Source organism: Proteiniborus sp. MB09-C3 (assembly GCF_030263895.1).
Classification (GTDB): Bacteria; Bacillota; Clostridia; order Tissierellales; family Proteiniboraceae; genus Proteiniborus.
Map to the genome: position 1 here is coordinate 3381682 of NZ_CP127161.1, position 26782 is coordinate 3408463.

Here is a 26782-nt window from a genome sequence, read left to right on the forward strand (position 1 = left end):
GTTATAAGTGTCAGTTTATGACTTTATAGTCATATTATATCACGATTTATCAGATTATCAATATGAAAACCATTCTACTGTTTTTCATATTTTTCTCTGAAATCTTTTACTGATTTTACTACTAGTGACGACAATCCTATTAAAGCAATAAGGTTTGGTATAACCATAAGTGCATTAAACATATCAGCTAAACCCCATACAAGCTCCACATCTAATAAAGTTCCTATTATAATTCCTGCTAGAACCAAAACTCTATAGAATGGTACACCACTATTTCCAAATAGGAATTTAATATTTTGCTCACCAAAGAAATACCACCCTATTATAGTTGAAAATGCAAAAAAGAACAAGGTTATTGCTATAAACTGAATTCCAAAGTTACCAGTAATACTGCTTAATCCTAAACGGAAGCCCTCCTGTGTCAATTCAGCTCCAGTAAGTCCAGAACCTAATGACCCTGTTGTCAATATGACTAAAGCTGTAATTGTACATACTATACCTGTATCTACTATAACTCCAATCATAGCTACTAAGCCTTGCTGAACAGGGTGATCAACCTTTGCCACTGCATGAGCATGTGGTGTTGAACCCATACCTGCTTCATTAGAAAAAAGACCTCTTGCTATTCCATACCTCATACTTTCTTTTACTGTCACTCCTATAAGTCCACCAGTTGCCGCTTTCGGATTAAATGCACCATATATTATCATCTTAAAAGCAGGTATAAACATATCAGCATTTATTACTAAAATAACTATCCCACCAATTAAATAAAATGCCGCCATTATTGGAACTAACTTTTCTGTAAAAGATCCTATACGGCTTATTCCACCTATAAAAATCAATCCCGCTAATATGGCAATTACAATCCCAACAGCTAAAGGTGGTATTGCAGGTGCCGCATTTTTTATTGCTACTGCTATAGAGTTTGATTGAACTATGTTACCCATTATTCCCAATGCTATTACAATGAATACTGCAAAAAATCCAGCGAGAAATTTGCTTTTTAATCCCTTACTTATATAATACGCTGGACCTCCTGTTAATACCCCATCTCTCTCTTCATTAAATAACTGCGCTAATACCGCTTCTGAAAATATGGTACCCATTCCAAAAAAAGCACTAATCCACATCCAAAATACTGCTCCTGGTCCTCCCGAGGCTATTGCTGTAGCTACACCTGCTAAGTTTCCAGTACCTACTTGAGCAGCTATGGCAGTAGTAAGAGATTGAAAAGGCGATAATCCTTCTGCTCCTGATTCTCCTTCTTTCTTCCTAAATATTTGCTTCATGGCTGTACCTAGTTTCGTAACTTGTAAAAATCTAAGTCTTAATGTGTACATAAGACCTGTACCTAGTAAAAGAAACATCATAAATGGTCCCCATAATACATCATTTATTTTATTAACAATTTCCATAATATTAGCCATTATAAAGAACCTCCCAGTTTTTTTCTTTCTTTTAGTTTTTTCTTTGTGGGGGCTTTATATTATCATAACTATATGGCAAAAAAGGATTATATAGGATTTCTATTTTCCCAAAATATTTTCGAAGCTAAAAAAGCAAAAAAATGAAGAGCAGAAAGCAATTTTATAAGATTCTTTCTGCCCTTAATTGGCAATTATTTATTTAGTTTCTCTTTCAAGAGCTAATTTATCAATATCAAAGACTCTTAAGCTATCATTGACACCTTTTTCTATAGCAAGCTTTCCATATTTATCTACTTCATTTCTATCCTTAGGACCATGATGCAACGACGCTGCTCCTCCAATGCAGCCTCCTGTACACACCATTCCTTCAATGAAATTTGCATCAAGCCTATTGACTCTAGCAAGCTTTAGGGCTTTATCACATTCTTTTATGCCATCACAGCTTATTGGCTTATATGCTATATCTATGTTGTCAGTTTCAATTACATGCCTTACTGCCTCTGAAAGTCCTCCTGTTCTAGCAAATATTCTTCCAAAGAATGATGCATTATCAAGCACTGCTTCATCGCAGTATTCAATCTTGATTTCCGCAGCATCTAATACTGCAGTTAGCTCCTCAAAAGTCATTACATAATCTACGCTTCCGCTTAAATCTTCCTCTTTAATCTCCATTTTTTTTGCAATACATGGTCCTATGAAAACTACCTTAGAATTCTCATCAGTACTCTTTATAAGCCTTGAAACCGCAATCATTGGAGATACTGAATGAGATATTTTGCTCTCTAGCATAGGATAAATTTTCTTTATAAATGAGACAAATGCTGGACAACATGAACTAGTCATAATTTTTTGATTTTCTATGTTTTGGGCAAACTCTATAGCCTCATGCTTAGCTATTATATCTGCACCGAGTGCAGCCTCTACGACATTATGAAAGCCTAACATTTTAATTCCATTTACTACCTGACCAATCTTTGCATATGTAAATTGACTTGAAATTGCAGGAGCTATTATTGCATATACTTTAGTATTTTTGTCATACTTAGCTTTTTTTAATAGCTCTATTATCTCTACAATACTTGACTTATCCATTACTGCCCCAAAAGGACATTGATAAACACATGCTCCACATTGAATGCATTTTTCATTATCAATAACAGCCTTTTTATCTTCATTAATAGATAATGCTGATGTAGGACATGCTCTTTTGCATGGCCTCATTACATCAGATATGGCATTATAGGGACACGATTCCTTGCACTTTCCGCACTCTATACATTTATTAGGATTTATATATGCCCTATGCTCCACGAAATGTATAGCATCTACAGGACATGCATCATAGCATCTATGTGCAAGACATCCTCTGCAAGCTTCTGTAACTACAAAGCGATTTATAGGGCAAGCATCGCATGCCGTTTCTAGAACCTCTACTATATTGTCATTATTTTTATTTCCTCCTAATGCTAATCTCACTCTCTCAACTGTTATGGCTCGCTCCTTATGAATACAACATCTAGTTCTTGGCTCAGGTCCTGGATCTATTATGGATGGAATTGTATCTAAACTTTCATCAAGTCTCCCTTCCAAAGCTAATCTGGATACTTCTCTTAAAACTTCATATTTAATGAGCTGAACCTGATTTTCAAATTTTCTCATGCAAGTCCTCCCCTTTGCTTCCATACTAAACATAATTAATTTTTACTATCTTGCCCATGCTTTCCATCAATGAGGAAAGTTCTTTAACCACTTTAAGTTTGATACTTAAATCAACTGGTAAGCTAGGATTCTGGTGGGCTGGATTGATGGCTTTTCCTACCCAAAGATTTAAATGCGTGCAGTCTTCTATTAGCGTCTTAGCCAAACATGATGCTCCATCCTTACCGTTTAGATTGTATATTTTTTCTCCATTGGAGGAACTATTTCTATATTTTTTTATTTTATCTACTGCTCTGCTGAGAGTAAGCACACCCTCCGTAACCAAATCTATTCCTCTTATAATAGCCATAGGTGGAACATCTACAGTCATAGAAGCTAGATCAACCTCAATATCACGCTTAAGCTCCCTACCCACTATCTTTGCAGCAGTACCTCCGCAGACTATTTTTTTTCCTTTACTTTTCATAAAGTCTTGAACAAGCTTTTGATCGTTTTCTTCATTTTCTGGTGGCCCCGTAAATAAGTCTACTACTTCAGGCTGTCGAACTTTTATTGTGACAACTGTAGTATCGTCTCCCGGCTTGCCTGCATACAAGCATTTACATGTATCTATAAGCCCTCTAGATATGCTTCTAGCACTCTTCTTGTTTCGGATTTGTCTTATTAGATAATCAGATACATTGTCCCATTGCCAGCCTAGATTCAATATTCCTCCTACACCAGCATGTATTACTCCATCACTTACAAGTGTGATGACATCTCCTTCTTCAAGCTTTATATAGCTTTCTTTTATCTTTTTTTCGTTTATTACTATATCATTCTTTTCAATCATCATAGTTTCATTATTTCTAGTAAAAAATAAAGGAGGATTATCATATTCTATAATATAAGCCGTTCCATCCTCCTGAATTTTAATTATTCCAAAGGTTGAGTATGCAAGCTTTCTAACATTACATACGGGAAGAGTATTGGCTATTGTATCTACGGTTTCTAGAATGCTCGCCCCTTCTTTTAACATAGTACCTGCTATTTTAGTTGTTAGAGTTGCTAGTATATTTGCTTTTACTCCACTGCCTAATCCATCTGCTAAGACTACTATGATGCTATTATCAGTATTGATTATTTCTACCTTATCTCCACAAAGCTCTTCTCCATATTTGTTTAGACTGTCATATGCAACGTCTACGAAGAAGTCCATTAAATATCACCTGCTTCCCCTAGAGCTATATCCTTTAGCTTTGTAAGTATAACCTTTGTCTCTGCAGTAGTCTCCCCTAGAAGACTTGCAATCTCTTGAGCTACTCTCATCTGCTTTTCGATTACTTCCTGTGCTGCATTTATAGTCTTTTCTTTTACTATAGCAAGCTCTTCCTTATTTTTTTCCGCCAAGGTCACATCAGTCATAATTACCATTAAAACTTTTTCCTTTTCAAGATATATAATATTTCCTATTAGAACTAGACCATATTCAGGATAAAAAACTTTTTGGCCTACTAAATTCTCTTTAGTTGAAATAACTCTCCTAAAAATATCTTCATCTATGAGCTTTAATATAGGCTCCCCTTTTATATTCTCAGCCTTTATTCCAAATGCTCTTTCAGATTTAGGATTAAATTCCTTTACGCAAAGCTCTTCATCTAGAAGGAAAATTATGTTTGGGCTATTTTCAAATATAACATTTCTTAGACTTTCTGCTTCTGCTCTCATAAAAGGCAGACACATATTTATATCGGACATTCCCTCAAATACGGATTCCGCCTTTTCTCTACATGAAAAATAACCACATGCATTACAATTAAGCTCATCTTCTGGCTTATGCTTGCCCATTTTCCCTAATATCTCTCTAAGCTCTTTCTCAGAAGCAGTTTTTCTATTTGCCTTTCTATTAAAAAATATCTTAGTAAAATCAATCTTTTCATAATTATATTCAATATCGCCTTGATTGCGATTTCTCTTTTTATTTATATATCCTTTTATTTTATCCTTCCTAACATAATGGTTGGTATTGTCTCTAGGCATTCCCGGTCCATCTATACAGCTGTTATTACATATATTTAATTCTACAAAAATACCACTTATGCTGTTATTTTCAATGCACTCGAGAAATTCCTTACAGTTTTCTACTCCATTTATCCTCATTATTTCATACTTACTTTCATTAGAACCATTATGATCAACCAATCCTCCTTTTGCAGGAAATGAGCTTCCCCTCTTGTATGAAGTATGGTTAAAGGGCTGAGGTTTGAGATTGTTCAATACTATATTTTCTTCTGCAAACCAATGTGATAATTCTTCAAAGGTCAAAACAGAATCGATTATTCCCCTGTGCTGAAAATCTTCTGCCTCGGCTTTTTTAGCAAGGCATGGCCCTATGAATACTACTACACTATCCATTCCATATCTATGCTTTAATAACTTTCCATGGGCAATCATTGGAGATACTACTGGTATCATGTATTTAGTCAATGAAGGATAGTATTTTTCTATGAGATTATTAACTGAAGGACAGCTTGTAGTAATAAGGTTTTCATATTTTTCTTCTTCCCAATACTTATCATAATAATCTAGTACTATTTCAGCACCTATTGCTGTTTCCTCAACCATTTCAAATCCAAGGAGCTTTAATGCTGTTACAATTTTATACTCATCATCTATATTAAATGCTCCAGGAAATGATGGTGCTATACTAGCTATCACTCTTTTTTTATTTTGTATAGCCTCTTTTACTTGTTCTATATTACTCTTAATATGTAGTGCCTCTTTTTGGCATACAACCTGACATTTCCCACAAGAAATACATAAATCATCAACTATTTCAGCATGATCTTCAAGAATAGTTATGGCTTTAGAAGGACATGTTCTCAAGCATTTATAGCAGTTGTTGCAATTCTCCCTTGTAAAACTTATAAATTTCATTTTATAGCCTCCCAACTACATGCTGTTCAAAAAATTCCTTCACAGTTTCCTCCCCAACTGAAACTACTTTATCCTCATCAACTCTTACAGATACTGCCTTTGTACATTCCCCTAGGCAAAAGGCGGCCTTTACAATAACCTTTTCTGACAGCTCTCTTTCTTCTATAATATGTTGCAGATTATTTATCACTTCGTAGGCCCCCTTTAAGTGACATGCACTGCCAATGCAGACATTTATAGTTACCATAATTGCAATCCCCCTTCTTTATTGTTATATTATTAACAATGTTTGCTAAAATTTTTTCCCTTTTAATTCGCTTAATATAATCTATAAATACAGTATACTTGTTTGTTATATTTTTATCAATGTTGTTGCTAAATTATAATAACTTATCAAGCTAAGTGTTTGAGCAGGCTATAGCAAATTAATATAATTATTACGAAAAGTTAAGAAAGGTCTTTTCTAAATCAAATAACATAATTTCCATATTAACAGACTTTTTACTATATATAAAAAAGCTTCATGAAAAGATTATGAAGCTTTTTTATAGTATATTTTTATTCCTCTTCGTTCAAAAAAAATATAGCTAAAGTTCCAGGGCCTGAATGTGCTCCAACAGCGCAACCTATAGTTCCTATGACAAATTCCTTACATTTAAATCTTTCTTCTATCATTTCTTTTGCTTTCATAGCTACTTCTAGGTCATCTCCATGAGTTATACCTATGGTTTGTCTGCTTAAATTAGCTCCTCTTTCTTCAATTATCTCTATCATTCTTTTTAAAACCTTATTTCTTCCTCTTATCTTTTCTAGAGGAATTAGCTTCCCATCTTCTACATGAAGTATAGGTTTAATATTTAGAAGAGAGCCTACTACAGCAGCTGTTCTGCTAACTCGTCCTCCTCTATACAGATACTCTAAATCATCCACTGTAAATATATGCTCCATATGCTTAGAATAAAAAATAGCTGTTTTTACTATGTCTTCCTTTGAGACACCTTCTTTAGCCATTTGAGCAGCCTTTAGCACTACTAGTCCAAAGCCACCAGATGCACATTTTGTGTCTATTATGGTTAAATCGAAATCTGGATAATCTTCTAGTATTTCATTTTTTGCCATGAGAGAGGCTTGATATGTTCCAGATAGTCCAGATGAAAAAGCTATGTAAATACAAGGCTCTTTTTTCTTTGCATATTCTTCAAATTTTTCTTTAAATACATGAGGTGGTATTTGAGCTGTCTTATATACTTTTCCTTCCCTCATGTTATCATAAAGCTCTTTTGGTTTTAATGTTTCTCCGTCTTTATATTCATTTTCTCCTAGATAAACTAGTATAGGCAATAGGTCTATTTCAAATTTTTTAATTAAATCAAGTGACAAATCGCATGCACTATCTGTAATAATCCTAGTTTTCACATAATCACTCCTCATAAATAAATCTTTGTATCCCTTATTATATTATACTTGTCTTAATCTGTAAATCTAAACCGCTATATAATACTATCATTTATGTTTCAAATTAATATACTTTCTATAATTTATTTAATAACTTTGCTAAAAACAATTTGTACGTTTTATGAATATATCTTCGGTCTTGCAAATAGATTATAATATGGAATACTGTACCCTAGTTTATAAATATATACAAGGGGTGATATTATGGCTAGGATTTTTTTCATAAGAAAAAAGGTATTGTATGGTGTTATTGCCATTGCTGTTTCTATTGTAGCACTCTTAATTATTCTTTCACTGCTCTAAGAAAATGCATAATACAGTCCACATAGCAACATGAGAAAAGCCCTAGCATCAAGCAAGGGCTTAGGTTTTATGCTTTTATCTTCTATTTTTTTGACTATTGTTTGAATTACTTTTCTTACTCTTATTTGTTTGTATTTCTTTATTCTTATTATCGTAATTACTATTTTTATTGTTCTTATTTTGATTCCTTATATTCGAATTGTTGATTAATTTGTTATCCTTCTTTTCACTATCGCTCTTACCAGTATTTGTTTTTTTATTAATCTTATTATCCCATTTGTAGATTTTATTATCCTTCTCATCATATTTTTTGCTATTGGTATTTAATTTGTCCTCTTTTTTCTTATCTTCTTTTTCTATGCTTTTATTATTTTTATCTAACTCCTTGTTCCATTTCTCTACATTTTTCATGCCTTTATATATTCCTTTATTTTCCTTTTTATTTTCTTTTATAATGCTCATTATTTCATTGATTGATTTATCTTTAATCTCGCTTGGATTAATATCTTTGTTTGCAGCCGCTGCCTTTTCAATTAATTTAGCCTTTCCAGGAGATAAGCTATTTTTCTTTGCATCATCATAGGATTTTTTATCACTTTTTATAACTACTACTTTAGCTTCAACTGATGAATCCTTTATGTGGGTATCTATTTCTTCTAATATTTTTTTATCATCAATTTCATTTTTATTTCCTGTTATTGTAACAAGAACTGTATTTTCCTCGTTATTCTTTATATAATTTTCTTTAATTGCACTATCTATAATTTTATTTACTACTACCTCTATAGGTTGATTTTTATAGTCTTTAACATTCGCTAAAATATTTTCTCCATCTTTGTTAAGACTTTTTATGCCTATTACTCTTTTATATCGATTATATGAAAGCTCTACATTTGGGTTTATATCCACATCTACATAACCATAAACTGTATGGTATCCAAGTATACCGTATCCGCTCGATAAAAACAATATAATTGCAGCTGCTATTGAAGCAACTTTCCTAAATATTTCAGATTTATGAATAGGATTATTTTTTACTTCTATTTCTTGTCCAATTTCTACTGATTTAACATGATTTTTTATTTCTAAAAACTGACCATTATCAGTCATTACAATAAGCCCGCTTTTATTTTTTTCCATTACTATTCCTCTCACAATATCACCTCCAGTCCGCATATTCTTTTAAGTAAGGATAATCGCCTTCCATCACTATTACTAATGATATTATATATATTCGACCTCTTTCTAATTTTTTTCGATGTATGCCAGTTAGACTTTCAATTTCTTTTATTGGTAATCTTTGTTTTGCAACTAATATATCAAATAACTCTTTGTTTTCTATTATTAATTTTGCGACATCCTTATAAAGACTTCTTAGCTTTTCTTGCTTAGGAGATACTTTTACTAAATCTGAAAATTCAATTTGCCAATCACTTAGCTCCTTTTTATATTGAAGAATTTCAAGCTTTCTAGCTTCATTTTCTCTTTCTTTTTCATATTCTTCTATAGACCTTATTGATCCAATATCAACTGTACTTTCATTATCATTCTGACTAATCAATTCCAATGAAATAACATTTCCCTCTTTTTTTGTCTTTCGATAATAGTCTATCATTCTTAAGTTAATGACATGTTTTGCAAAACTGAGGAACTTGCCCTTGCTTTTATCAAAGGAATCTATTGACTCTTTAAATGCTAGCATCCCAATAGTAAGCTCATCATCATGGCCATACTCTAGGAAACGTCCCGTTCTCTTCTGAACTGTACTTGCTATAAATGGCTTATATTCTTCAATAAGCCTATTTATTTCTTCTGGATTATTTTTTGCTTTCTCTACTCTGTCTTCAAGAGAACTCTTAAAAAACATCAGGTCACCTCTTTTCCATACGGCATCAATATATATTCGTTAAGTTTTATATAATAATCAAGGTAGCTTTTCCAATCAAATAATACACAGTCTATTTTATATAGAAAATTTATTACCCTTTGATTATCAATTATACTATAGTTTTTAAAAATAATTATACTAAAACCAAAAACAGGAATCTTTTACTAATTATATATTTAGATTAAACTCCTAATAATATTAGCAATGGAGGTGCTAAATAATGATAAAGAAAATATCTCTTGTCCTTCTTTGTTTACTTTTAACAGTTTCATGCATTAGACAACCACAAAGGCCAGATACTGGAGAAATGCTTAGGAATCAGTCCTCAATAAATGGAACTAATACTGTGAGAACTGTAAGAGCAGCAGTAGATAATTGTGAAATAAGGAGCGGTACTGGAACTGAATCTAATGTAATGCAAACAGTTAATAAAGGTACTTTACTTAATACAGTAGGAAAATCAGATAATTGGTATATCGTAAGACTAGACAATAATCAAATAGGAATAGTATCGGAAAATGATGTAGAGCCTGTAGTAGATGATTTTAAGGATACTCAAATACAAGGTGCAGTCAGACTTACAGCAGAGGAGCAACAGATGGTGACATTAGTAAATCAAGAAAGAGCCAAAGCAAATCTTCCTCCTCTAACTGTGGATATGGAAGTAGCAAGGGTTGCTAGAATGAAGGCTAAGGATATGGTAGACCATAATTACTTCAGTCACAATTCTCCTACTTATGGAAATCCTTTTGATATGTTAAATAATTTGGGAATTAAATATCTGCATGCTGGCGAAAATTTAGCCGGTAATCCTTCTATTGAAGATGCCCATCAGGCCCTAATGAACTCTGAAGACCATAGAAAAAATATTCTAAACACTAACTATACTCATATAGGAGTAGGGGCGCAGGCTAGTAAAAGCTATGGAAATATTATTGTTGAATTTTTTATTAGTAAACCAAAATAATATTTAGATTTGGATTCTTGAAAATTTGGATGGAATTATATAAGACTAGAAAGGAATACTCCCTTCTAGCCTTATTTTAATGAGTTAAAGCTGCTTCTTCTTGATGACCTTTTTCTTCATTTTCTTTATTGAGATTTCTAAAAGCCACTGATAGCATTAATTTTATACGATTAAGCTGATTGACCTCGCTAGCGCCTGGGTCATAGTCAATAGCTGCTATATTTGACTCAGGATATGCCCTTCTAAGCTCCTTTATCATACCTTTACCTGTAATATGATTAGGAAGGCAGGCAAAAGGCTGTAGACATACTATATTAGGTACTCCGCTATTTATCAGCTCTACCATTTCAGCAGTTAAAAACCATCCTTCTCCAGTTTGATTGCATAAGGATAAATGTCTCTCTGCCCCTTCTGCAAGCTCTTCTATAGATACAGGAGGTGTAAATCTTTTGCTGTTAGCTAAAGCTTTTTTCATGTCTTTTCTATAATAATCAATTGCTCCTATCGAAATATCAGCCAACAATGAACCCTTGTAAGGTCCTGATAGTTCTTTATATTTTGTTTTGCTATTGAATGCAGTATATAAGAAAAAGTCTGTTAAATCTGGAACTACTGCCTCTGCACCTTCTGTTTCCAATATATCTACTATATCGTTGTTTGCAGTAGGGTGGAATTTAACTAGTATCTCTCCAACTACTCCAACTTTCGGTTTAATCACATCTTCATGAATCTCAAGATTATCAAAATCCTCTACTATATCATATATATTTCGTATAAAGTCTTTTCGAGTCCCTTTTTCTAGGGTTTGTATGCACCTGTCTACCCAGTATTCATAAAGCCTATTTGCAGAGCCTGGTGCTTTTTCATAAGGTCTTACTTTATAGAGAACTCTCATTAGTAAATCTCCATATGTCATACCCATTAGTAGATTATTTAGAATTGGGATAGTTATTTTAAATCCTGGATTCTTTTCTAGTCCTACTGCATTAAGAGAAATCACAGGTATATTCTCCATGCCTGCATCTCTTAAGGCTTTTCTTATAAATGCAATATAATTTGTAGCTCTACATCCTCCTCCAGTTTGAGATATGATAACAGATGTATTGTCTAAATCATATTTTCCAGATTTTAAAGCCTCCATTATCTGCCCTACAGTTATAATAGAAGGATAGCATGCATCATTATGAACATATCTCAGTCCTTCATCAATAGCTTTTTTGTCTACTGATGGCAGTATTTCAACATTATATCCTGCCTTTCTAAATCCAGTCTGTAAAAACTGAAAATGAATAGGCGACATCTGTGGAGATAGAATTGTATGGGTCTTTTTCATCTCCTCCGTAAATATTATTCTTGTTGGAATACTATGCAGCTCTACAGGCTCAAAATCTCTCTTTTCTCTTTCAGCTATTGCCGCCATTAAGGAACGAATACGTATTCTAACTGCCCCTAAGTTATTTATTTCGTCTATTTTAATTACAGTATATATTTTCCCAAAGCGTTCTAATATCTCTTGTACCTGATCTGTAGTTACGGCATCTAGTCCACAACCAAAGGAATTCAGCTGAACTAATTCTATATCTTTTCGTTTAGCTACGTATGTGGCTGCTCTATACATTCTTGAGTGATATACCCATTGATCTACTACTCTAGTTGGTCTTTCTGTTTTAGCTAAATGACTTATTGCATCCTCTGAAATAACCGCAAATCCGTAGGATTTAATCATCTCTGGTATACCATGATTTATCTCTGGATCTATATGGTATGGACGACCTGCCAGTAGTATGCCCTTAATATTGTTTTTTTCTATATATTTAATTGCCTCTTCACCTTTTTTTCTGACATCTTCTTTATATTTCTCCAGCTCCATATATGCCTTATCTACAGCATTAGATATTTCTCTTTTACCTAAGCCTTCCATTGCCAGCTTTTCGTGTACCCTTTTCTTAAGTCTTTTAGAATCATCTATAGGTAAGAATGGATAGTAGAAGGTAATAATGTCTTCTTTCAATTCATCTATGTTTGCATTTATAGTTTCTGGATAAGATGTGACTATAGGACAATTGTAGTGATTGCCTGCTGTCTCATCCTCAATTATGTTATGAGCTATACAAGGATAGAATATCTTTTTGATCCCCTTATTTAATAAATCCATAATGTGTCCATGGACCATCTTACCAGGATAGCATACTGATTCTGATGGTATGGTTTCCATTCCTAGCTCATAAATCTTTTTTGAGGAACGTCCAGATAATATTACCCTATATCCTAGTTCTGTAAAAAATGTAAACCAGAAAGGATAATCCTCGTATATATTTAATACTCTAGGAATACCTATGGTTCCCCTCTTAGCCTCTTCTAGCTTTAAAGGCTTATAGCTAAAGAGTCTGCTGTATTTATATTCATAAAGATTAGGTATATCATTTTCAGCTTTTTCAATACCTGCTCCTCTTTCACATCTGTTTCCTGATATATATTCACGTCCATCAGAAAAATGATTTATTGTCAGTAAGCAGTTATTTCCACATAATCCACATCGTCTCATGGATGTTTCAGATGTAAAAACCTTTAATTCATCATTCATTAGTAGCTTAGTCTGGTATCCCGCATTATACCTTTCTTTTGCAACTAATGCAGCTCCAAAAGCTCCCATTATTCCTGCTATATCAGGTCTAACTACTTCCTTACCTACTATAATCTCCATAGCTCTTAGTACTGCTTCATTGTAAAAGGTTCCGCCTTGAACCACTATTTTTTCACCTAAATCTTCAGCACTTCTAAGCCTGATTACCTTATATAATGCATTTTTAATTACTGATATAGATATACCTGCTGATATATCGCCGATCTCAGCCCCTTCTTTTTGAGCCTGCTTAACTCTTGAATTCATGAACACGGTACAACGGGTACCTAAGTCTACAGGATGTTTTGAGCTCAGGCCTGCCTTTGCAAAATCCTTCACCTCCATGTTTAATGAATTGGCGAAGGTTTCTATGAATGAGCCACAGCCAGAGGAGCATGCTTCGTTAAGCATAATAGAATCTATAACTCCGTCATGAACCTTTAAGCTCTTCATATCTTGCCCTCCAATGTCTAGTACAAAGTCTACTCCTGGAAGGAAAAATTCTGCAGCCTTATAGTGTGCCACTGTTTCAATTTCTCCAATGTCTATTCTTAAAGCAGATTTTATTAGATGCTCTCCATACCCTGTAACTGCTGAATTTACTATATTTATTTTATCATCTAATTTGCTGTATAAATCCTTTAATGCATCTATTGTAGATTGCAATGGACTACCCATGTTGCTTCCATAAAAAGAATATAATAAGCCTCCATTCTCATCTATTAAGGCTACCTTTGTAGTAGTGGAGCCCGCATCTATGCCTAGATATGCGTTTCCAGTATAATCTTCTATTGATACTCTCCTGACTTTATGCTTACTATGCCTTTCTTTAAACTCGTTATACTCGTTTTCATCAGCAAATAATGACATTAACTTGTTTTCTTCATTTGTGTCCATTCTATTTATATCAGGTACTCTTTCATATAGACATTCAAAGGGAATTGAGTCTTCATTTCTCGAGGATAGAGCTGCTCCTAAGGCGACATAATATTGTGAATCTTCAGGAAATATTACATTGTCCTCTTCTAGGTTTAAAGTCTCGATAAATCTTTTTCGAAGTTCAGACATAAAAAACAAAGGCCCGCCTAGAAAAGCTACATTTCCTCTTATGGGTTTACCTTGTGCCAAACCGCTTATGGTCTGATTTACTACAGCCTGCAATACTGAAGCCGCAATATCCTCCTTATCAGCACCTTCATTTAATAATGGTTGAATATCTGTCTTAGCAAAAACACCACATCTAGATGCTACTGGATATATAGTTCTATGGTTTTTTGCAAGGTTGTTCAGTCCTTCTGCATCTGTCTGCAAAAGGGCAGCCATTTGATCTATAAATGCCCCAGTTCCACCAGCGCAGGTTCCGTTCATTCTTTGCTCAATAGAATCTCCCAAATAAGTTATCTTTGCATCTTCTCCGCCTAATTCTATTGCAACATCTGTATATGGAATATAGCTTTCAATTGTATTGGTGCAAGCTATGACTTCCTGTATAAATGACACGTCCAATCTTTTAGAAATAGAAAGTCCTCCTGAGCCAGTAATCATCATTGTAATCCTATTTCTCTCTAAGATAGATTTTGCATCTTCAAACATTGAAATAACTGTGTTTTTTATGTCTGAAAAATGTCTTGAATATTTTTTATATAAAATATTGGCCATCTCATCTAATATAACCATCTTTACTGTAGTTGAACCTACATCTAGTCCAACATTTAGTACACTGTTCATTTTACTTTTCCCTCCATGCATCATGCGAAGTAAGATTTTTAATAGAATTTACAATTATACAATTATATTTAACTGATCACAATAATATAGCTTGTACCACAAATTGTTTTTTTATCTAAAAAAGTCTCCCCAATATCACTGGTATTGCTGTCTCTACTCGAAGTATTCTTTCCCCTAGGCTAACTACTTCAAATCCCTGTTTTACTAGCATATCTATCTCGTAGGGAATAAATCCTCCCTCTGGTCCTATGGCTAAGGTCACTGGCTCTTTTATGCTCCTTGGGCATTCCGTATCTTGGACAGGATGAGCTACTATTGCCCTTGTTCCTTTTATTATATCTGGGATGCGGTCTTCCACAAAAGGCTTGAAAAGCTTAACTACCTCTATCTCAGGAAGTATTGTATCTTTCCCCTGCTCTAAACCTAATATCATATTTTCAAATAAGCTGTCTTCCTCTAAAACTGGACTATTCCAAAAGCTTTTTTCAACTCTCCAGGTTTTAATGATGTATATTTTTTTTATTCCCATAGTTGTTACATCTTGGACTATTCTCTTTAATGCCTTAGGTCTAGGCATAGCAAGAACTAGCTGAGCATTTAACGGTGGTGGATTAGGTTCTGATAGCTCCACCTCCATTTCCATTTCTTCCTCATTTAGCTTTATAATCATTCCTTTACCCATTTTACCATTTATTAATCCAACTCTCAGAGTATCTCCTAATTTTGCCCTGTGAACAGTTAATACATGCTTTAATCTTCTATCTTTTAATCTAACTTTATTTTCTGTAATAAAATCCTTTTCAAATAAGATTATTAGGTTCATCTGAAGCCCTTCCTTTGTTTTTTTCGACGAGTTTCTTCCTATATATAAGTATATTATATTGTACCACTTAATATAAATGTAAACAACAAGAATAATTGAGAATTTAAAAATGAAAATCGCGAATTATTAAAGCAATTAAAATCTAAGAATTGAATAGCAATTATTTATCTACTGCCTTACTGCTGTTTAACTAGTAAAAAAAAGCAACCTTTCGGTTGCCTTCTTATTTTTTCCTATCTATTTTTTCTTTTCCTCTACTTCTTTAACTACTTTTGCTATAAAATCTCCTACTGCCATCTGCCCAATATCACCTTCGTCTCTTACTCTTACAGATACTAGGTTGTTTTCTGCTTCTTTTTCTCCCACTATTAGCATATAAGGAGTTTTTGCAAGCTGGGCCTCTCTTATTTTAAAGCCTATTTTCTCTGCTCTTGCATCGACTTCAACTCTTATATCTTTATCTTGAAGCCTGTTTTGAATTTCATAAGCATATTCATTGAATTTATCTGATATTGGCAATACATTTACTTGTACTGGAGATAGCCATACAGGGAATTTTCCTGCATAATGCTCTATTAATACACCAATAAACCTTTCCATACTTCCTAATATAGTTCTGTGAATCATAACTGGCCTATGCTTCTCATTGTCTTGGCCTATATATGTTAAGTCGAATCTTTCTGGCATTTGAAAGTCTAATTGTATGGTAGCGCATTGCCAAGTACGTCCTATACTGTCTTCTAGGTGGAAATCTATCTTAGGGCCGTAAAATGCCCCATCGCCTTCATTGATAATATAATCAATACCCTTTTCCTCTAACGCTTCTCTTAAGTTGTCTGTAGCTCTTTCCCACTGTTCTTCTGTTCCCATAGAGTTTTCCGGCCTTGTGGAAAGCTCTACATGGTATTTAAAACCAAATATTTGATACATATAGTCAGCTAAATCTATTACTTTTATAAGTTCTTCCTTAACCTGCTCTGGCAGCATGAATAAGTGAGCATCATCTTGAGTAAATGTTCTAACTCTCATAAGTCCATGTAATGCTCCTGCTAGTTCGTGGCGGTGTACCTGACCTAATTCAGCCCATCTAAGGGGCAAATCTCTGTAGCTATACATCTGGGACTTGTATATAAGCATTGCACCTGGACAATTCATAGGCTTTATAGCATATTGTCCTTCGTCAATTGTTGTAAAGTACATGTTTTCCTTATAATGATCCCAGTGTCCTGATTGATGCCACAATTGTTCATTTAATATGAGTGGAGTTTTGACCTCTCCATATCCTCTTTTGATATGCTCTTTTTTCCAGAAGTCCTGTATAGTATTCCATAATACCATTCCTTTTGGATGGTAGAATGGAAATCCGGGTCCTTCTCCATGCATACTAAATAAGTCAAGCTCTTTGCCTAATTTTCTGTGGTCTCTTTTCTTTGCTTCCTCAAGGAAATCCAGATATGCATCTAAGTCTTTTTGTTTTTCGAAGGATGTTCCATATATTCTTTGGAGCATGGGTCTTTTTTCGTCCCCTCTCCAATATGCTCCTGCTATACTTGTTAGCTTAATAGCCTTTACTTTCTTAGTACTTGGTAGATGAGGTCCTCGACATAAATCTACAAACTCACCCTGCTGATAAAATGAAATTACAGAATCCTCTGGTAAATCTTCTATAAGCTCTACCTTATACTTTTCGTCAGATTTTTTTACGAATTCCAATGCTTCATCTCTTGAAAGGACGAATTTCTTAATTTCTAAATCTTCTTTTGCTATTTTAGCCATTTCTTTTTCTAGTATTTCTAAATCCTCTGGTGTAAATCTATGCTCCACATCTATATCATAATAGAATCCGTCTTTAATTGCAGGGCCTATAGCTAGCTTTGCATCTGGAAAATGTCTTTTTACGGCTTGAGCCAATATGTGAGCACTAGTATGTCTAAATACCTCACGTCCGCCTTCGTCTTCAAATTTTAATAATTGTACGTCTGCATCCTCGTCTACTTCATCATTCAGTCCAAGTAAATTTCCATTTACATTTGCTCCTAAAACCACTCTCGCAAGCCCTTCGCTTATGTCCTTTGCTATGTCTATGACCTTTACTCCCCTGTCGTACTGTCTAACCGAGCCATCCGGCAGCTTAATATTTATTTTTGACATTTTGTTACCTCCTTTTATTATTAATTTTGTCCCCCTGAGTATCAGCGAAGGGTCTAGCTTTTAGAAAATAGATTCTTCGACTGCGTCTCAGAATGACATATAATATTCTTTTATAAATTAAAAAAGCTCTCGCTCCCAGATATATTATCTAGGGGCGAGAGCTATTAATCCCACGGTACCACCCTAATTAGAACTTTTAATAAATAAAAATCCCACTTAAATGATTATAACGTCATCAACGGAAATCCTTATCCAGAAAACTGGCTTCAGATACAACTCAAGGGTAGTTTTCAATTAGGCTAGTCTGGGGTTGCTTCCAGCCACGGCGTCCCCTCTCTTTAGACCGTTTACTAATTTACTCGTCCTATCAATGCTTTATGTTATTTGGTTTTAATATATTATATTTTTATTTTAGTATTATGTCAAGGACATTTTCTGTTTTAAATACCTTTATTATCTTCGCTCATATCAAGTTTTTCAGCTAGTTTGTCTTCAAATTTATCTACATACCAGTTTCCACTATGATCTATGGTGGCATACATTACTTCATCAATCTTACTGACTCCATACATTTTTAGATTATTTATTAACGTTTTACCATCTATTTTCATTTTCTTTAGATTATCATAAATAATTTGACCTCCTATGATTAATTCTGTAGGGATTGTGTCGGGACTTGGCACTAGGTTTAAGTCTCCTAGTGTAACAGTTCTTTTATCTCCTTTTTTAATTATGCTTAGTTTTCCATTCGGTTCTAAAAGTCCATATTCAACATCACCAGGTGAAAAACAACCCGCCTCTCTTAAAAGCCCATTTAGCTCATCCATATGGTATCTAGCAATTTTCAAATTTCTTTCTAGTATTTTTCCGTTTTGTATTACTATTAATGGTTCTCCCTCAAGAACCTTGCTTATTGTCCTGCTTTTCATAGTTACATAGGATACTAAGAAAGTTAGTGCTCCAAATAATATTAATCCAATGAAATGCTGCCAGGTTCTTTGGTCAACATCTGTTGCAAGAGTTGCGGCAATTGAACCAAATGTAATGCCATTTATGTATTCATGAAAGGTCAATTGGGATACCTGTTGTCTTCCTAGCAATCTAGTGATATATAATATTGAAAAAAAAGCCAGCAATGTTTGCACAATAACTTCAATAACTGTTTTCAATTACTATCAGCTCCTAAATAATATTGACATCTATATTTTGCTCCTATGTTGACTATACTATTCTATAATAGATATTTTCATGAGGTGAAATTTGATGAAAAGGTTAATTATTGAAGTTGTTCTTTCTTTAGTGTTTATTGTTGTAGGGTATATAATTCTTTATGTGTTGAGTAAGAAAGAGTTGATTTAATAATAAAGCAATAGAGGGAGTGACTATGAACTCTTCGCAATCACTCCCTCTATTGTTTTTGTTTGTGGGGTTATATATATTATCAAACTAGAATATAGGGATTTTTTCTAGTTTGTTGTTGGTGGCATTACATCAAGGGTTACGTCTACATCCATATATTTCCCATCTCTATATATAGTCAACCTAATAGTATCTCCAGACTTATGTCCTTCAATAATATGTGATAGTTCTTCTGTTGTCTCTACCTTTATCTCATCTATTTTTACTATTATATCGTTAGGTTTGAGTTGTGCCTTTTCAGCTGGGCTATTATAATATACTTGCCCTACATATATACCAACTGGGATATTATACTGCTTTGATTCCACTTCTGTTATACCCTGTATGCCAACTCCTATCCAAGGTCGTTTTACATATCCATTTTGTATTAATTCATTTATTATAGGAAGTGCATCATTTATTGGAATAGCAAATCCCATACCCTCTATTTCTGGTGATGAAAGCTTTATACTGTTTATTCCTATTACTTCGCTATTCTGGTTAACTAATGCTCCACCACTATTTCCTGGGTTTATGGCAGCATCAGTTTGTATAAGCTTCATTTTCTTTTCTCCAATATTTAAGGAACGATTTAGAGCACTTATTATGCCTGCTGTTACAGTTCCCGAAAATTCTTCACCAGCTGGATTACCTATTGCAACTGCAAGCTCTCCTACCATTAAATTGTCTGAGTCTCCAATTTTAGCTGCTGGAAGATTATTAGCTTCTACCTTCACTACTGCTAAATCAGTTTTTGTATCTTGACCTAATACTCGCCCCTTATATTCAGTTCCATCATGTAAGGTTACTGTTAACTCTGTTGCGCCATCAATAACGTGTTGATTTGTGATTATATATCCGTCTTTTCTGTATATGATTCCTGAGCCAGTACCTTTATCTACTTGTTGAACTTCAAAACCCCTGTTGATATTTACTTTGTTCTTAATCATAACTATTGATGGAAGTACTTCATCAGCTACTTTTGCTACTGGATTTGTATACCAATCTGTACTTAACAATTTTTTTGTAGAAGCATTATTATTGGCAGAATTATTATCTGGAGATGTAGCTTCAGCAAATTTAAATAAGCCTAATCCATTGAATTGCAATATCCCATAGGTAAATGCTCCTCCTATCATGACTCCTATAAGTAAGAAAGCAAGTATAATATTTAATAATCTGCTCTTTTTATACCTTTTTTCATATTGTCTGTTCTCGCTGTCACTGTTATACATGTTAAAACTACTGTTTGTACTATAGCTTTTATCTAGGCTATTATTATTGTTTGTATATAAGACATCATTTGTTCCAAAATTACTGTTTAGGCTATTGCTATCATTAGAATCATCATTATAATTATTATTCATATTATAGTCATCCATATTAAAACCTCCCTTATTTACTTACCCTTCTTTAATTATATTATAGACAAAATATTTTAATAAAATATGAACAAATTGTAAATTAATTGTCACTATAGTTTTTTATTCATAATTTAATCACAAGAAATAAATGCTATTCTTATATTATTGATTATAACCATTTATTTACTGATTTTTCTATCTTTTTTTGTTGTATGCTTACATTGTATATCTATTTTGTTCATATATAATATTTGATGTGGCAAATTTTTTTTGATAAAGTTATTATGTCTTTCAAACGTAAGAAAAACCATATCAGTATATGGTGAAATATTACGCTGACAATTATTGTAGGGGGAATGGGTTATGTTTTTATATCAGCTTTCTATTATTTTAGCAGCAGGAGCTTTTGGAGGTTACATATCTAGAAAATTAAATCAACCTGCCGTGTTAGGACAACTCATCTTTGGTATTTTAATTGGACCATCACTTTTTAAATTAGTTGAACCCACAGAAACCTTTACTCATTTAGCTGATTTAGGTGTGGTGCTTTTAATGTTTATTGCAGGATTAGAAACAGATATTGATGAAATGATTGAAGCAGGAAAGGCTTCTTTTTCTATTGCAGTAGGAGGAGTTATTGTACCTATAATTTTGGGTATGGGCGCAAGTATTTTATTCAAGATCAATATTGAGGAAAGCTTTTTCATAGGAGTAATATTAGCTGCTACTAGTGTTAGTATAACTGTAGAAACCCTAAGAGAAATTAATAAATTAAAAACTAAACAAGGTATAACTATTCTTAGTGCAGCTGTTATAGATGACGTCATTGGCATTATATTGCTATCCTTGGTTTCTGGATTTATTAATCCAAGTGAAGGGCAAAATATTGTTTTAGTAATAGCAAAGCTACTTGGTTTCTTTATATTAGCTATGGGGTTAGGATTTTTGGTGGTAAAGCTTGCAAACAAATTTTTCAGTCTCAAAAATACTACCAGAAACGTAACTATAATAGGCTTGATATTCTGTCTTGGATTTGCCTTTGTATCTGAGGAAATGGGAGTAGCTGCGATTACTGGAGCTTACATAGCTGGTATAATACTATCTAGCACACCTTTCAAGCAAAAAGTATCTTACGGAGTGCAGGAGCTTTCTTATTTACTTTTAACACCTGTCTTTTTTGTAGTTACTGGTATGAAGGTTGATATCTCCCACATGTTAAATGACTTAACTTTTGGTATTGTACTAATGCTGGCAGCAGTATTAGGCAAGCTTATAGGCTGTGGTTTTGTAGCTAATCTTTTGAAGTTCAGTAAAAAAGAATCCTTACAAATTGGCTTAGGTATGATCCCTAGAGGTGAGGTTGCATTAATTGTTACCGATATTGGATTAAGGCTTGGAGTTGTTCCAAAGGGACTTTTTGCTGCCATAATATTTATGATAGTAGCTACTACTATGATTACACCACCTTTATTAAAAAAATCTTTTGAAAAAACCGTCTAAAGTTAGTATATTATTAATATAAGGTTATAAAGATACTTATGCTGTTTCCATCAGATAGAATAAATATTAATATGGGGGTTTAGCTATGTATGTTTTATTTGTGGTATTTAATAGTCCAGAATATTTACGAGAAATATTGAAAAAGATGAAAGCTATCGGAATAACCGGTGCTACAATTATTGATTCTGTTGGTGCAGGAAAGCTAAAACGTAGTATTGGTAAGGAGATTCCACTTATTGGCGGTATTATGAAATCTTTAGATGCGGATATTGCAAATAATAAAACTCTGTTTACTTTAATTGAAGGGAAAGAAAAACTAGACACTATCATGGACGAAATAGAAAAAATCTGTGGAGGGGATATGTCTCAACCAAATACTGGTATTATGTTTGCTGTTCCTGTAATTACTTCTAGAGGCGGCAGTGTAAGTAGAGTCAAGAATAATAGTAATGCTAATACAGAAAAATAGAAAATATCTTTGATAAATAAAAAGCTGGCTCAAAAGAGAGCCACTGAAAAAGCCATTTTTGTCATCCTAAGCGTCAGACTGTGTGAAAATTCACATTCAGCACGTTTTTGTCATTCTGAACGCAGTGAAGAATCTGTATTTGAAGCTATTAGAGACCCATTCGCTTCGCTCAGAGTGACAGTTTACACACAGTCTAGCGTCTCTCATGCATTGAAAACATAAGATTCTTCGACTGCATCTCAGAATGACAAACAAAAATAGACTTTTTCAGTAGCCATCACAAAAGACCAGCCTTTTATCTATTGATTTCCAGTTCCTTTATGAAAAGCCCTTCGTAGGTAAGGCTTATACTGCCAATCTCAGGATGACATTTCTCTGTTTCTCCACTTACTCTTTAGATGACACAAATCATTCATTATTACAAAGGCTTAGAGTAAAACTAAATACTGTCCCTTCTCCAGCTTTACTTTCTACCCATATTTGTTCATTATGGCTTTTTATTATTTCTTTTACTATAGAAAGACCAAGTCCCGTTCCTTTTACTTGTCTGGATCTTGACTTGTCCCCTTTATAAAATCTTTGCCAAATATTATTTAAATCCTCTTCTGATATGCCTATACCTGTATCCTTTATTGATATTAAGGCTTTATCTTCTTTTATGTCAGTATCAATAAACAAACAGCCACCATTATTCATGAATTTTATTGCATTATCTACTAAGTTCGATATTACCTGGGAAATACTTTCTTTATCCGCCATTACCAATACAGGATCGAATTTAAAATTAGCTTCTACATTAATATCCTTATCTTCAAGCTTATTGCTGTAATTAATTATATTTCTTCTAATTAACTCATTGATATCAAATTTCTCTACATTTAACATGTTTTTTCCTGACTCCATTTTAGATAAATCAAGCAGATTGTTTATGAGCTCAGTAAGTCTATCTGTCTCTTTATATATTATGTCTAAATATTCTTCTTTTCTTTCCTCAGATAGCTGTACATCCATAAGTCCTTTGACATACCCTTTTATTAGTGTCAATGGTGTTCTTAGCTCATGAGAAACATCTGCTATAAAGCCCTTTCTCATTTCTTCTAGTCTATCTAATTCTACTGCCATGTGATTAAATGAAATAGCCAGCTGTCCTATCTCATCCTTTGACATTATTGATACCCTTTTGTTAAATTCTCCTGAAGCTATGACTTTAGTTATTTCATTTATCTCTTTTATTGGCTTTGAAATCTTTTGAGAAATGAAATAAAGCAGTACTACTGCAATGACCATCGATATAAGCATTGAATAGATAATTATTTTATATGTTTCATTCAAGGTTTCTTTAATTTCATATATTGGTGAGTGCATAAAAATTCCATTCTCCACTCTCCCATTTATGAATATGGGAATCCCTACTGTCATAACTGGTCCGCCAAAATATTCATCATAGCTTCCTCGTTTAGCCACAACATTTCCTTTTAACACATTTACAATATCACCTTCCGTAAGCTGTCTTCCAATCCATTTTGTCTCAGATCGACTTGAAACACCATATACATATCCCATTTTATCTATAATCCATATCTTGGCATTCAAAAATCTTTCTATAGATTCCATCTCTATTCCAAGTCTCTCATAGGTGACTTGATTGTTAAGATACTTTATTACTGTAGAGTTAAGCTTCTGTCCCTCGGCAATCAATGCTTCACTCTTTTTTTCAAAATAGTAGTTCTCAAACATTTTCATCATAGATACTCCTAGTACGGCAAAAATAATCAGTATTACAACAAGATATACGGATACTAGTCTCTTAAATACTGTATTAAACAACTTTCTTCACCTCAAATTTGTAGCCTACTCCCCAGACTGTTTTTATCTCATATTTGTCTTCAACATCTTTCAGCTTTTCTCTCAACCTTTTTATATGAACATCAACGGTTCTTGTTTCTCCTAGAAAGTCGTATCCCCATATCTGCTCTATGAGCTGCTCTCTTGTAAATAACTTGTTAGGATTGGAGGCTAGAAAATATAAAAGCTCCATTTCTTTTTTTGGCAAGTTAATGACTTCATCTTTTAGTCTTATACTAAAATCATCCATATCTATCATCAATGAAGGAAAAATTATTTTTTCGCCCCTGCTATATTCTTTAGGATTAGTTCTTCTTAAAACAGCCCTGATTCTTGCAATAAGCTCCTCAGGATCAAAGGGCTTTACCATATAATCATCTGCTCCAAGTCTAAGACCTAGTACTTTATCAAAGGTCTCTCCTTTAGCAGTAAGCATTATTATGGGTACTTGGCTAATCTTCTTTATTTCTCTGCAAACATCGTATCCATCCATTTTAGGAAGCATTATATCTAATATAACTATACTTGGCATTTCTCTAGTGAATTTTTTTACTGCTTCTTCACCATCATATGCCTTTACTACCTGAAACTTTTCTTTCACCAAAAACATTTCAATCATATTACATATTTCTATATCATCGTCAACTACTAGCACCTTATCAAAATCATTAGACATAATAAAATCACCTCGTTTCATATCCATAACTTAATATTATCAAATAAAACATTCATTGTGAACTTTTTGATATAATACTTAAATATAGGGTAATAATTAGTTATGAAATTATACTCATTGTTTAAAATAGAAATTATTTTACATGGTTTTAAGCAAAATTTATATCTGAAGGGGGATTTTCATGGCAAATATTATAAACTCAGAAAATGTTATTTTAGTTGGAATTATAACAAGTATAATAGCTGGTTTTTCTACTGGCATAGGGGCTCTTCCTATATTCTTTACAAAAAATGTTTCTAATAAGGCACTTGATGTAATGCTAGGCTTCGCAGCTGGAGTCATGCTGGCAGCTACTTCCTTTTCCTTAGTTATTCCAGCTATAGAAGCTGGTGGTGGAGGATTTAAGGGGGCTAGTATTACCTTAGTTGGAATATTACTTGGAGGGATATTTTTAGATTTCACAGATAAGCATTCTCCTCATATGCATCTTCTTGATAAACGTGAAGAAGGTAACACAGCATCTCTGGCTAAAATGTGGCTATTTATAATAGCTATAACAATCCACAACTTTCCCGAGGGTCTTGCTGTAGGTGTTGGATTTGGAGGAGGAAATGTAGCTAATGGGTTATCAATTGCTCTAGGTATAAGCCTTCAAAACCTTCCTGAAGGATTGGCAGTGGCATTGGCCCTTGTGAGAGAAAAATATTCTACAAAGAAAGCCTTCTTAATTGCTATGCTGACAGGACTGGTAGAACCCATAGGATCATTTATTGGATTATTGCTGGTAAATATTGCGAAGCCCTTACTTCCTCTAATATTGGCCTTTGCAGCTGGAGCAATGCTATTTGTTATCAGTGATGAGATAATACCAGAAACTCACAAAAATGGCTATGAAAGGCAAGCTACTTATGGGATACTTATAGGATTTGTTATAATGATGTTTTTAGATGTAACTTTGGGATAGCTAAAGCGGCGAATATTTCGCCGCTTTAATATATTATTGAATATTTAATTCATTTTCTACTATTTCTGTACAATCCATGTAAAAATAGTGAAGACTATATACCCTATGGAATCATATCCAAAGGGTATTTAACTCAGTGTTTAAGCAGTCTCCTACATCTTATAGCTATAATATCTATATATAAGCTTGTCCAACTCAACACTTAGCTCTAGGGCTTTTATCTTATCTATGATCTCATCTTCTAAAAGCTTATTTAATTCTGCCTGTTTTATTTCTATAGCAACTTTTACATCTTCACTAGAACAATCGCACATGAGATTTCACTTCCTTATTAAAAATAGACAACAAACGGTAAATTTCGGCTAAGTACTATTTCTTTAGTGATAGTAGAACACACATACGCTATAGATTATAGCATTTTCTGACAATAAATACAACATAATCTAGAGGTTTTATTATATTTTTCACACTACAATCTACGACATTTTCTGATATAATCAATTATTGCCAATTGATTTGTCCTAAACTATAACCATTTTCTGTTTTTTCCAAACAAAGTTGCCTTATTAAACTTGCCCAGCTTGCCTATTTTGCCTATTTTAATTTCATTTATACACCTCCTC

The 26782-nt window shown here is 33.4% G+C and carries 20 protein-coding genes and 1 other annotated feature; of the genes, 4 read left to right on the plus strand and 16 right to left on the minus strand.

Translation table 11 applies throughout. The features are described 5' to 3' along the window. Positions 1-74: 74 nt before the first annotated feature. From QO263_RS16695 to sigI, 8 genes are all read right to left on the minus strand, one after another. Positions 75-1430 (minus strand): alanine/glycine:cation symporter family protein, encoded by a 1356-nt coding sequence (locus QO263_RS16695; RefSeq protein ID WP_285623897.1) that lies wholly within the window; start codon positions 1428-1430, stop codon positions 75-77. Between the two features lie 195 nt (positions 1431-1625). Continuing rightward, positions 1626-3089, minus strand: coding sequence for a 4Fe-4S dicluster domain-containing protein (locus QO263_RS16700; RefSeq protein WP_285623899.1), 1464 nt, complete (start codon positions 3087-3089; stop codon positions 1626-1628). Positions 3090-3114: 25 nt separating this feature from the next. Further along, the gene (locus QO263_RS16705) at positions 3115-4287 is read right to left on the minus strand and encodes a SpoIIE family protein phosphatase (protein WP_285623901.1); all 1173 of its coding nucleotides are present in this window, start codon (positions 4285-4287) and stop codon (positions 3115-3117) included. Beyond that, positions 4287-6005 (minus strand): [Fe-Fe] hydrogenase large subunit C-terminal domain-containing protein, encoded by a 1719-nt coding sequence (locus QO263_RS16710; RefSeq protein WP_285623902.1) that lies wholly within the window; start codon positions 6003-6005, stop codon positions 4287-4289. The genes QO263_RS16705 and QO263_RS16710 overlap by 1 nt, the downstream gene beginning before the upstream one ends. Position 6006: 1 nt before the next feature. After that, the gene (locus tag QO263_RS16715; RefSeq protein ID WP_285623904.1) at positions 6007-6252 is read right to left on the minus strand and encodes a (2Fe-2S) ferredoxin domain-containing protein; all 246 of its coding nucleotides are present in this window, start codon (positions 6250-6252) and stop codon (positions 6007-6009) included. Between the two features lie 311 nt (positions 6253-6563). After that, complete coding sequence (locus QO263_RS16720; protein ID WP_285623906.1) at positions 6564-7421, minus strand: DegV family protein; 858 nt, start codon at positions 7419-7421, stop codon at positions 6564-6566. Positions 7422-7838: 417 nt separating this feature from the next. Beyond that, positions 7839-8918 (minus strand): anti-sigma factor domain-containing protein, encoded by a 1080-nt coding sequence (locus tag QO263_RS16725; protein ID WP_285623908.1) that lies wholly within the window; start codon positions 8916-8918, stop codon positions 7839-7841. A gap of 4 nt (positions 8919-8922) precedes the next feature. Further along, on the minus strand, positions 8923-9630 hold the full coding sequence (gene sigI / locus QO263_RS16730; RefSeq protein WP_285623910.1) for an RNA polymerase sigma-I factor: 708 nt from the start codon (positions 9628-9630) through the stop codon (positions 8923-8925). A 241-nt stretch (positions 9631-9871) separates the two neighbouring features. Between sigI and QO263_RS16735 the strand changes: the two genes are divergently transcribed. Then, positions 9872-10618, plus strand: coding sequence for a CAP domain-containing protein (locus QO263_RS16735; RefSeq protein WP_285623914.1), 747 nt, complete (start codon positions 9872-9874; stop codon positions 10616-10618). A gap of 76 nt (positions 10619-10694) precedes the next feature. Here QO263_RS16735 and QO263_RS16740 read toward each other — a convergent pair whose 3' ends face one another. The 5 genes from QO263_RS16740 to QO263_RS16760 all read right to left on the minus strand — a co-directional run bounded on the left by QO263_RS16740 (position 10695) and on the right by QO263_RS16760 (position 20723). After that, entirely contained in the window at positions 10695-14969 is a 4275-nt protein-coding gene (locus tag QO263_RS16740; protein WP_285623917.1) for a 2-hydroxyacyl-CoA dehydratase, read from the minus strand. Between the two features lie 115 nt (positions 14970-15084). Further along, positions 15085-15792 carry a 16S rRNA (uracil(1498)-N(3))-methyltransferase gene (locus QO263_RS16745; protein WP_285623919.1) on the minus strand — a complete coding sequence of 236 codons (708 nt, stop codon included), beginning with the start codon at positions 15790-15792 and terminating at the stop codon, positions 15085-15087. Positions 15793-16029: 237 nt separating this feature from the next. Continuing rightward, positions 16030-17943, minus strand: a complete 1914-nt coding sequence (gene thrS / locus QO263_RS16750) for a threonine--tRNA ligase (protein WP_285623921.1) — start codon at positions 17941-17943, stop codon at positions 16030-16032. A gap of 147 nt (positions 17944-18090) precedes the next feature. Continuing rightward, positions 18091-18323: a binding site (T-box leader), on the minus strand. 60 nt (positions 18324-18383) lie between these two features. Further along, on the minus strand, positions 18384-19112 hold the full coding sequence (locus QO263_RS16755) for a YetF domain-containing protein (protein ID WP_285623924.1): 729 nt from the start codon (positions 19110-19112) through the stop codon (positions 18384-18386). 297 nt (positions 19113-19409) lie between these two features. After that, complete coding sequence (locus tag QO263_RS16760) at positions 19410-20723, minus strand: S1C family serine protease (RefSeq protein ID WP_285623929.1); 1314 nt, start codon at positions 20721-20723, stop codon at positions 19410-19412. A 345-nt stretch (positions 20724-21068) separates the two neighbouring features. Here QO263_RS16760 and QO263_RS16765 point away from each other — a divergent pair, with 345 nt between their 5' ends. Both QO263_RS16765 and QO263_RS16770 read left to right on the plus strand, forming a co-directional pair. Further along, a complete protein-coding gene (locus tag QO263_RS16765) occupies positions 21069-22205 on the plus strand; it encodes a cation:proton antiporter (RefSeq protein ID WP_285623930.1) in 1137 nt (378 codons plus the stop codon). Positions 22206-22290: 85 nt separating this feature from the next. After that, entirely contained in the window at positions 22291-22674 is a 384-nt protein-coding gene (locus QO263_RS16770; protein ID WP_285623933.1) for a P-II family nitrogen regulator, read from the plus strand. Between the two features lie 408 nt (positions 22675-23082). Here QO263_RS16770 and QO263_RS16775 read toward each other — a convergent pair whose 3' ends face one another. Together QO263_RS16775 and QO263_RS16780 are read right to left on the minus strand one after the other, a co-directional pair. Next, positions 23083-24501 (minus strand): sensor histidine kinase, encoded by a 1419-nt coding sequence (locus QO263_RS16775; protein ID WP_285623936.1) that lies wholly within the window; start codon positions 24499-24501, stop codon positions 23083-23085. Next, entirely contained in the window at positions 24494-25195 is a 702-nt protein-coding gene (locus tag QO263_RS16780) for a response regulator transcription factor (protein WP_285623939.1), read from the minus strand. The genes QO263_RS16775 and QO263_RS16780 overlap by 8 nt, the downstream gene beginning before the upstream one ends. Positions 25196-25376: 181 nt before the next feature. Between QO263_RS16780 and QO263_RS16785 the strand changes: the two genes are divergently transcribed. Further along, on the plus strand, positions 25377-26159 hold the full coding sequence (locus QO263_RS16785) for a ZIP family metal transporter (RefSeq protein WP_285623942.1): 783 nt from the start codon (positions 25377-25379) through the stop codon (positions 26157-26159). Between the two features lie 152 nt (positions 26160-26311). Here the strand turns inward: QO263_RS16785 and QO263_RS16790 are convergent, their stop codons facing one another. Then, positions 26312-26473 carry an aspartyl-phosphate phosphatase Spo0E family protein gene (locus QO263_RS16790; RefSeq protein WP_285623945.1) on the minus strand — a complete coding sequence of 54 codons (162 nt, stop codon included), beginning with the start codon at positions 26471-26473 and terminating at the stop codon, positions 26312-26314. Between the last annotated feature and the right edge of the window lie 309 nt (positions 26474-26782).

What these genes read in the sequence shown, in the direction of transcription:
- QO263_RS16695 (WP_285623897.1), bottom strand. Translation starts at nt 1,430, where the DNA reads ATGGCTAATATTATGGAAATTGTTAATAAAATAAATGATGTATTATGG.
- QO263_RS16700 (WP_285623899.1), bottom strand. Translation starts at nt 3,089, where the DNA reads ATGAGAAAATTTGAAAATCAGGTTCAGCTCATTAAATATGAAGTTTTA.
- QO263_RS16705 (WP_285623901.1), bottom strand. Translation starts at nt 4,287, where the DNA reads ATGGACTTCTTCGTAGACGTTGCATATGACAGTCTAAACAAATATGGA.
- QO263_RS16710 (WP_285623902.1), bottom strand. Translation starts at nt 6,005, where the DNA reads ATGAAATTTATAAGTTTTACAAGGGAGAATTGCAACAACTGCTATAAA.
- QO263_RS16715 (WP_285623904.1), bottom strand. Translation starts at nt 6,252, where the DNA reads ATGGTAACTATAAATGTCTGCATTGGCAGTGCATGTCACTTAAAGGGG.
- sigI (WP_285623910.1), bottom strand. Translation starts at nt 9,630, where the DNA reads ATGTTTTTTAAGAGTTCTCTTGAAGACAGAGTAGAGAAAGCAAAAAAT.
- QO263_RS16735 (WP_285623914.1), top strand. Translation starts at nt 9,872, where the DNA reads ATGATAAAGAAAATATCTCTTGTCCTTCTTTGTTTACTTTTAACAGTT.
- QO263_RS16740 (WP_285623917.1), bottom strand. Translation starts at nt 14,969, where the DNA reads ATGAACAGTGTACTAAATGTTGGACTAGATGTAGGTTCAACTACAGTA.
- QO263_RS16745 (WP_285623919.1), bottom strand. Translation starts at nt 15,792, where the DNA reads ATGAACCTAATAATCTTATTTGAAAAGGATTTTATTACAGAAAATAAA.
- thrS (WP_285623921.1), bottom strand. Translation starts at nt 17,943, where the DNA reads ATGTCAAAAATAAATATTAAGCTGCCGGATGGCTCGGTTAGACAGTAC.
- QO263_RS16760 (WP_285623929.1), bottom strand. Translation starts at nt 20,723, where the DNA reads ATGGATGACTATAATATGAATAATAATTATAATGATGATTCTAATGAT.
- QO263_RS16765 (WP_285623930.1), top strand. Translation starts at nt 21,069, where the DNA reads ATGTTTTTATATCAGCTTTCTATTATTTTAGCAGCAGGAGCTTTTGGA.
- QO263_RS16770 (WP_285623933.1), top strand. Translation starts at nt 22,291, where the DNA reads ATGTATGTTTTATTTGTGGTATTTAATAGTCCAGAATATTTACGAGAA.
- QO263_RS16780 (WP_285623939.1), bottom strand. Translation starts at nt 25,195, where the DNA reads ATGTCTAATGATTTTGATAAGGTGCTAGTAGTTGACGATGATATAGAA.
- QO263_RS16785 (WP_285623942.1), top strand. Translation starts at nt 25,377, where the DNA reads ATGGCAAATATTATAAACTCAGAAAATGTTATTTTAGTTGGAATTATA.
- QO263_RS16790 (WP_285623945.1), bottom strand. Translation starts at nt 26,473, where the DNA reads ATGTGCGATTGTTCTAGTGAAGATGTAAAAGTTGCTATAGAAATAAAA.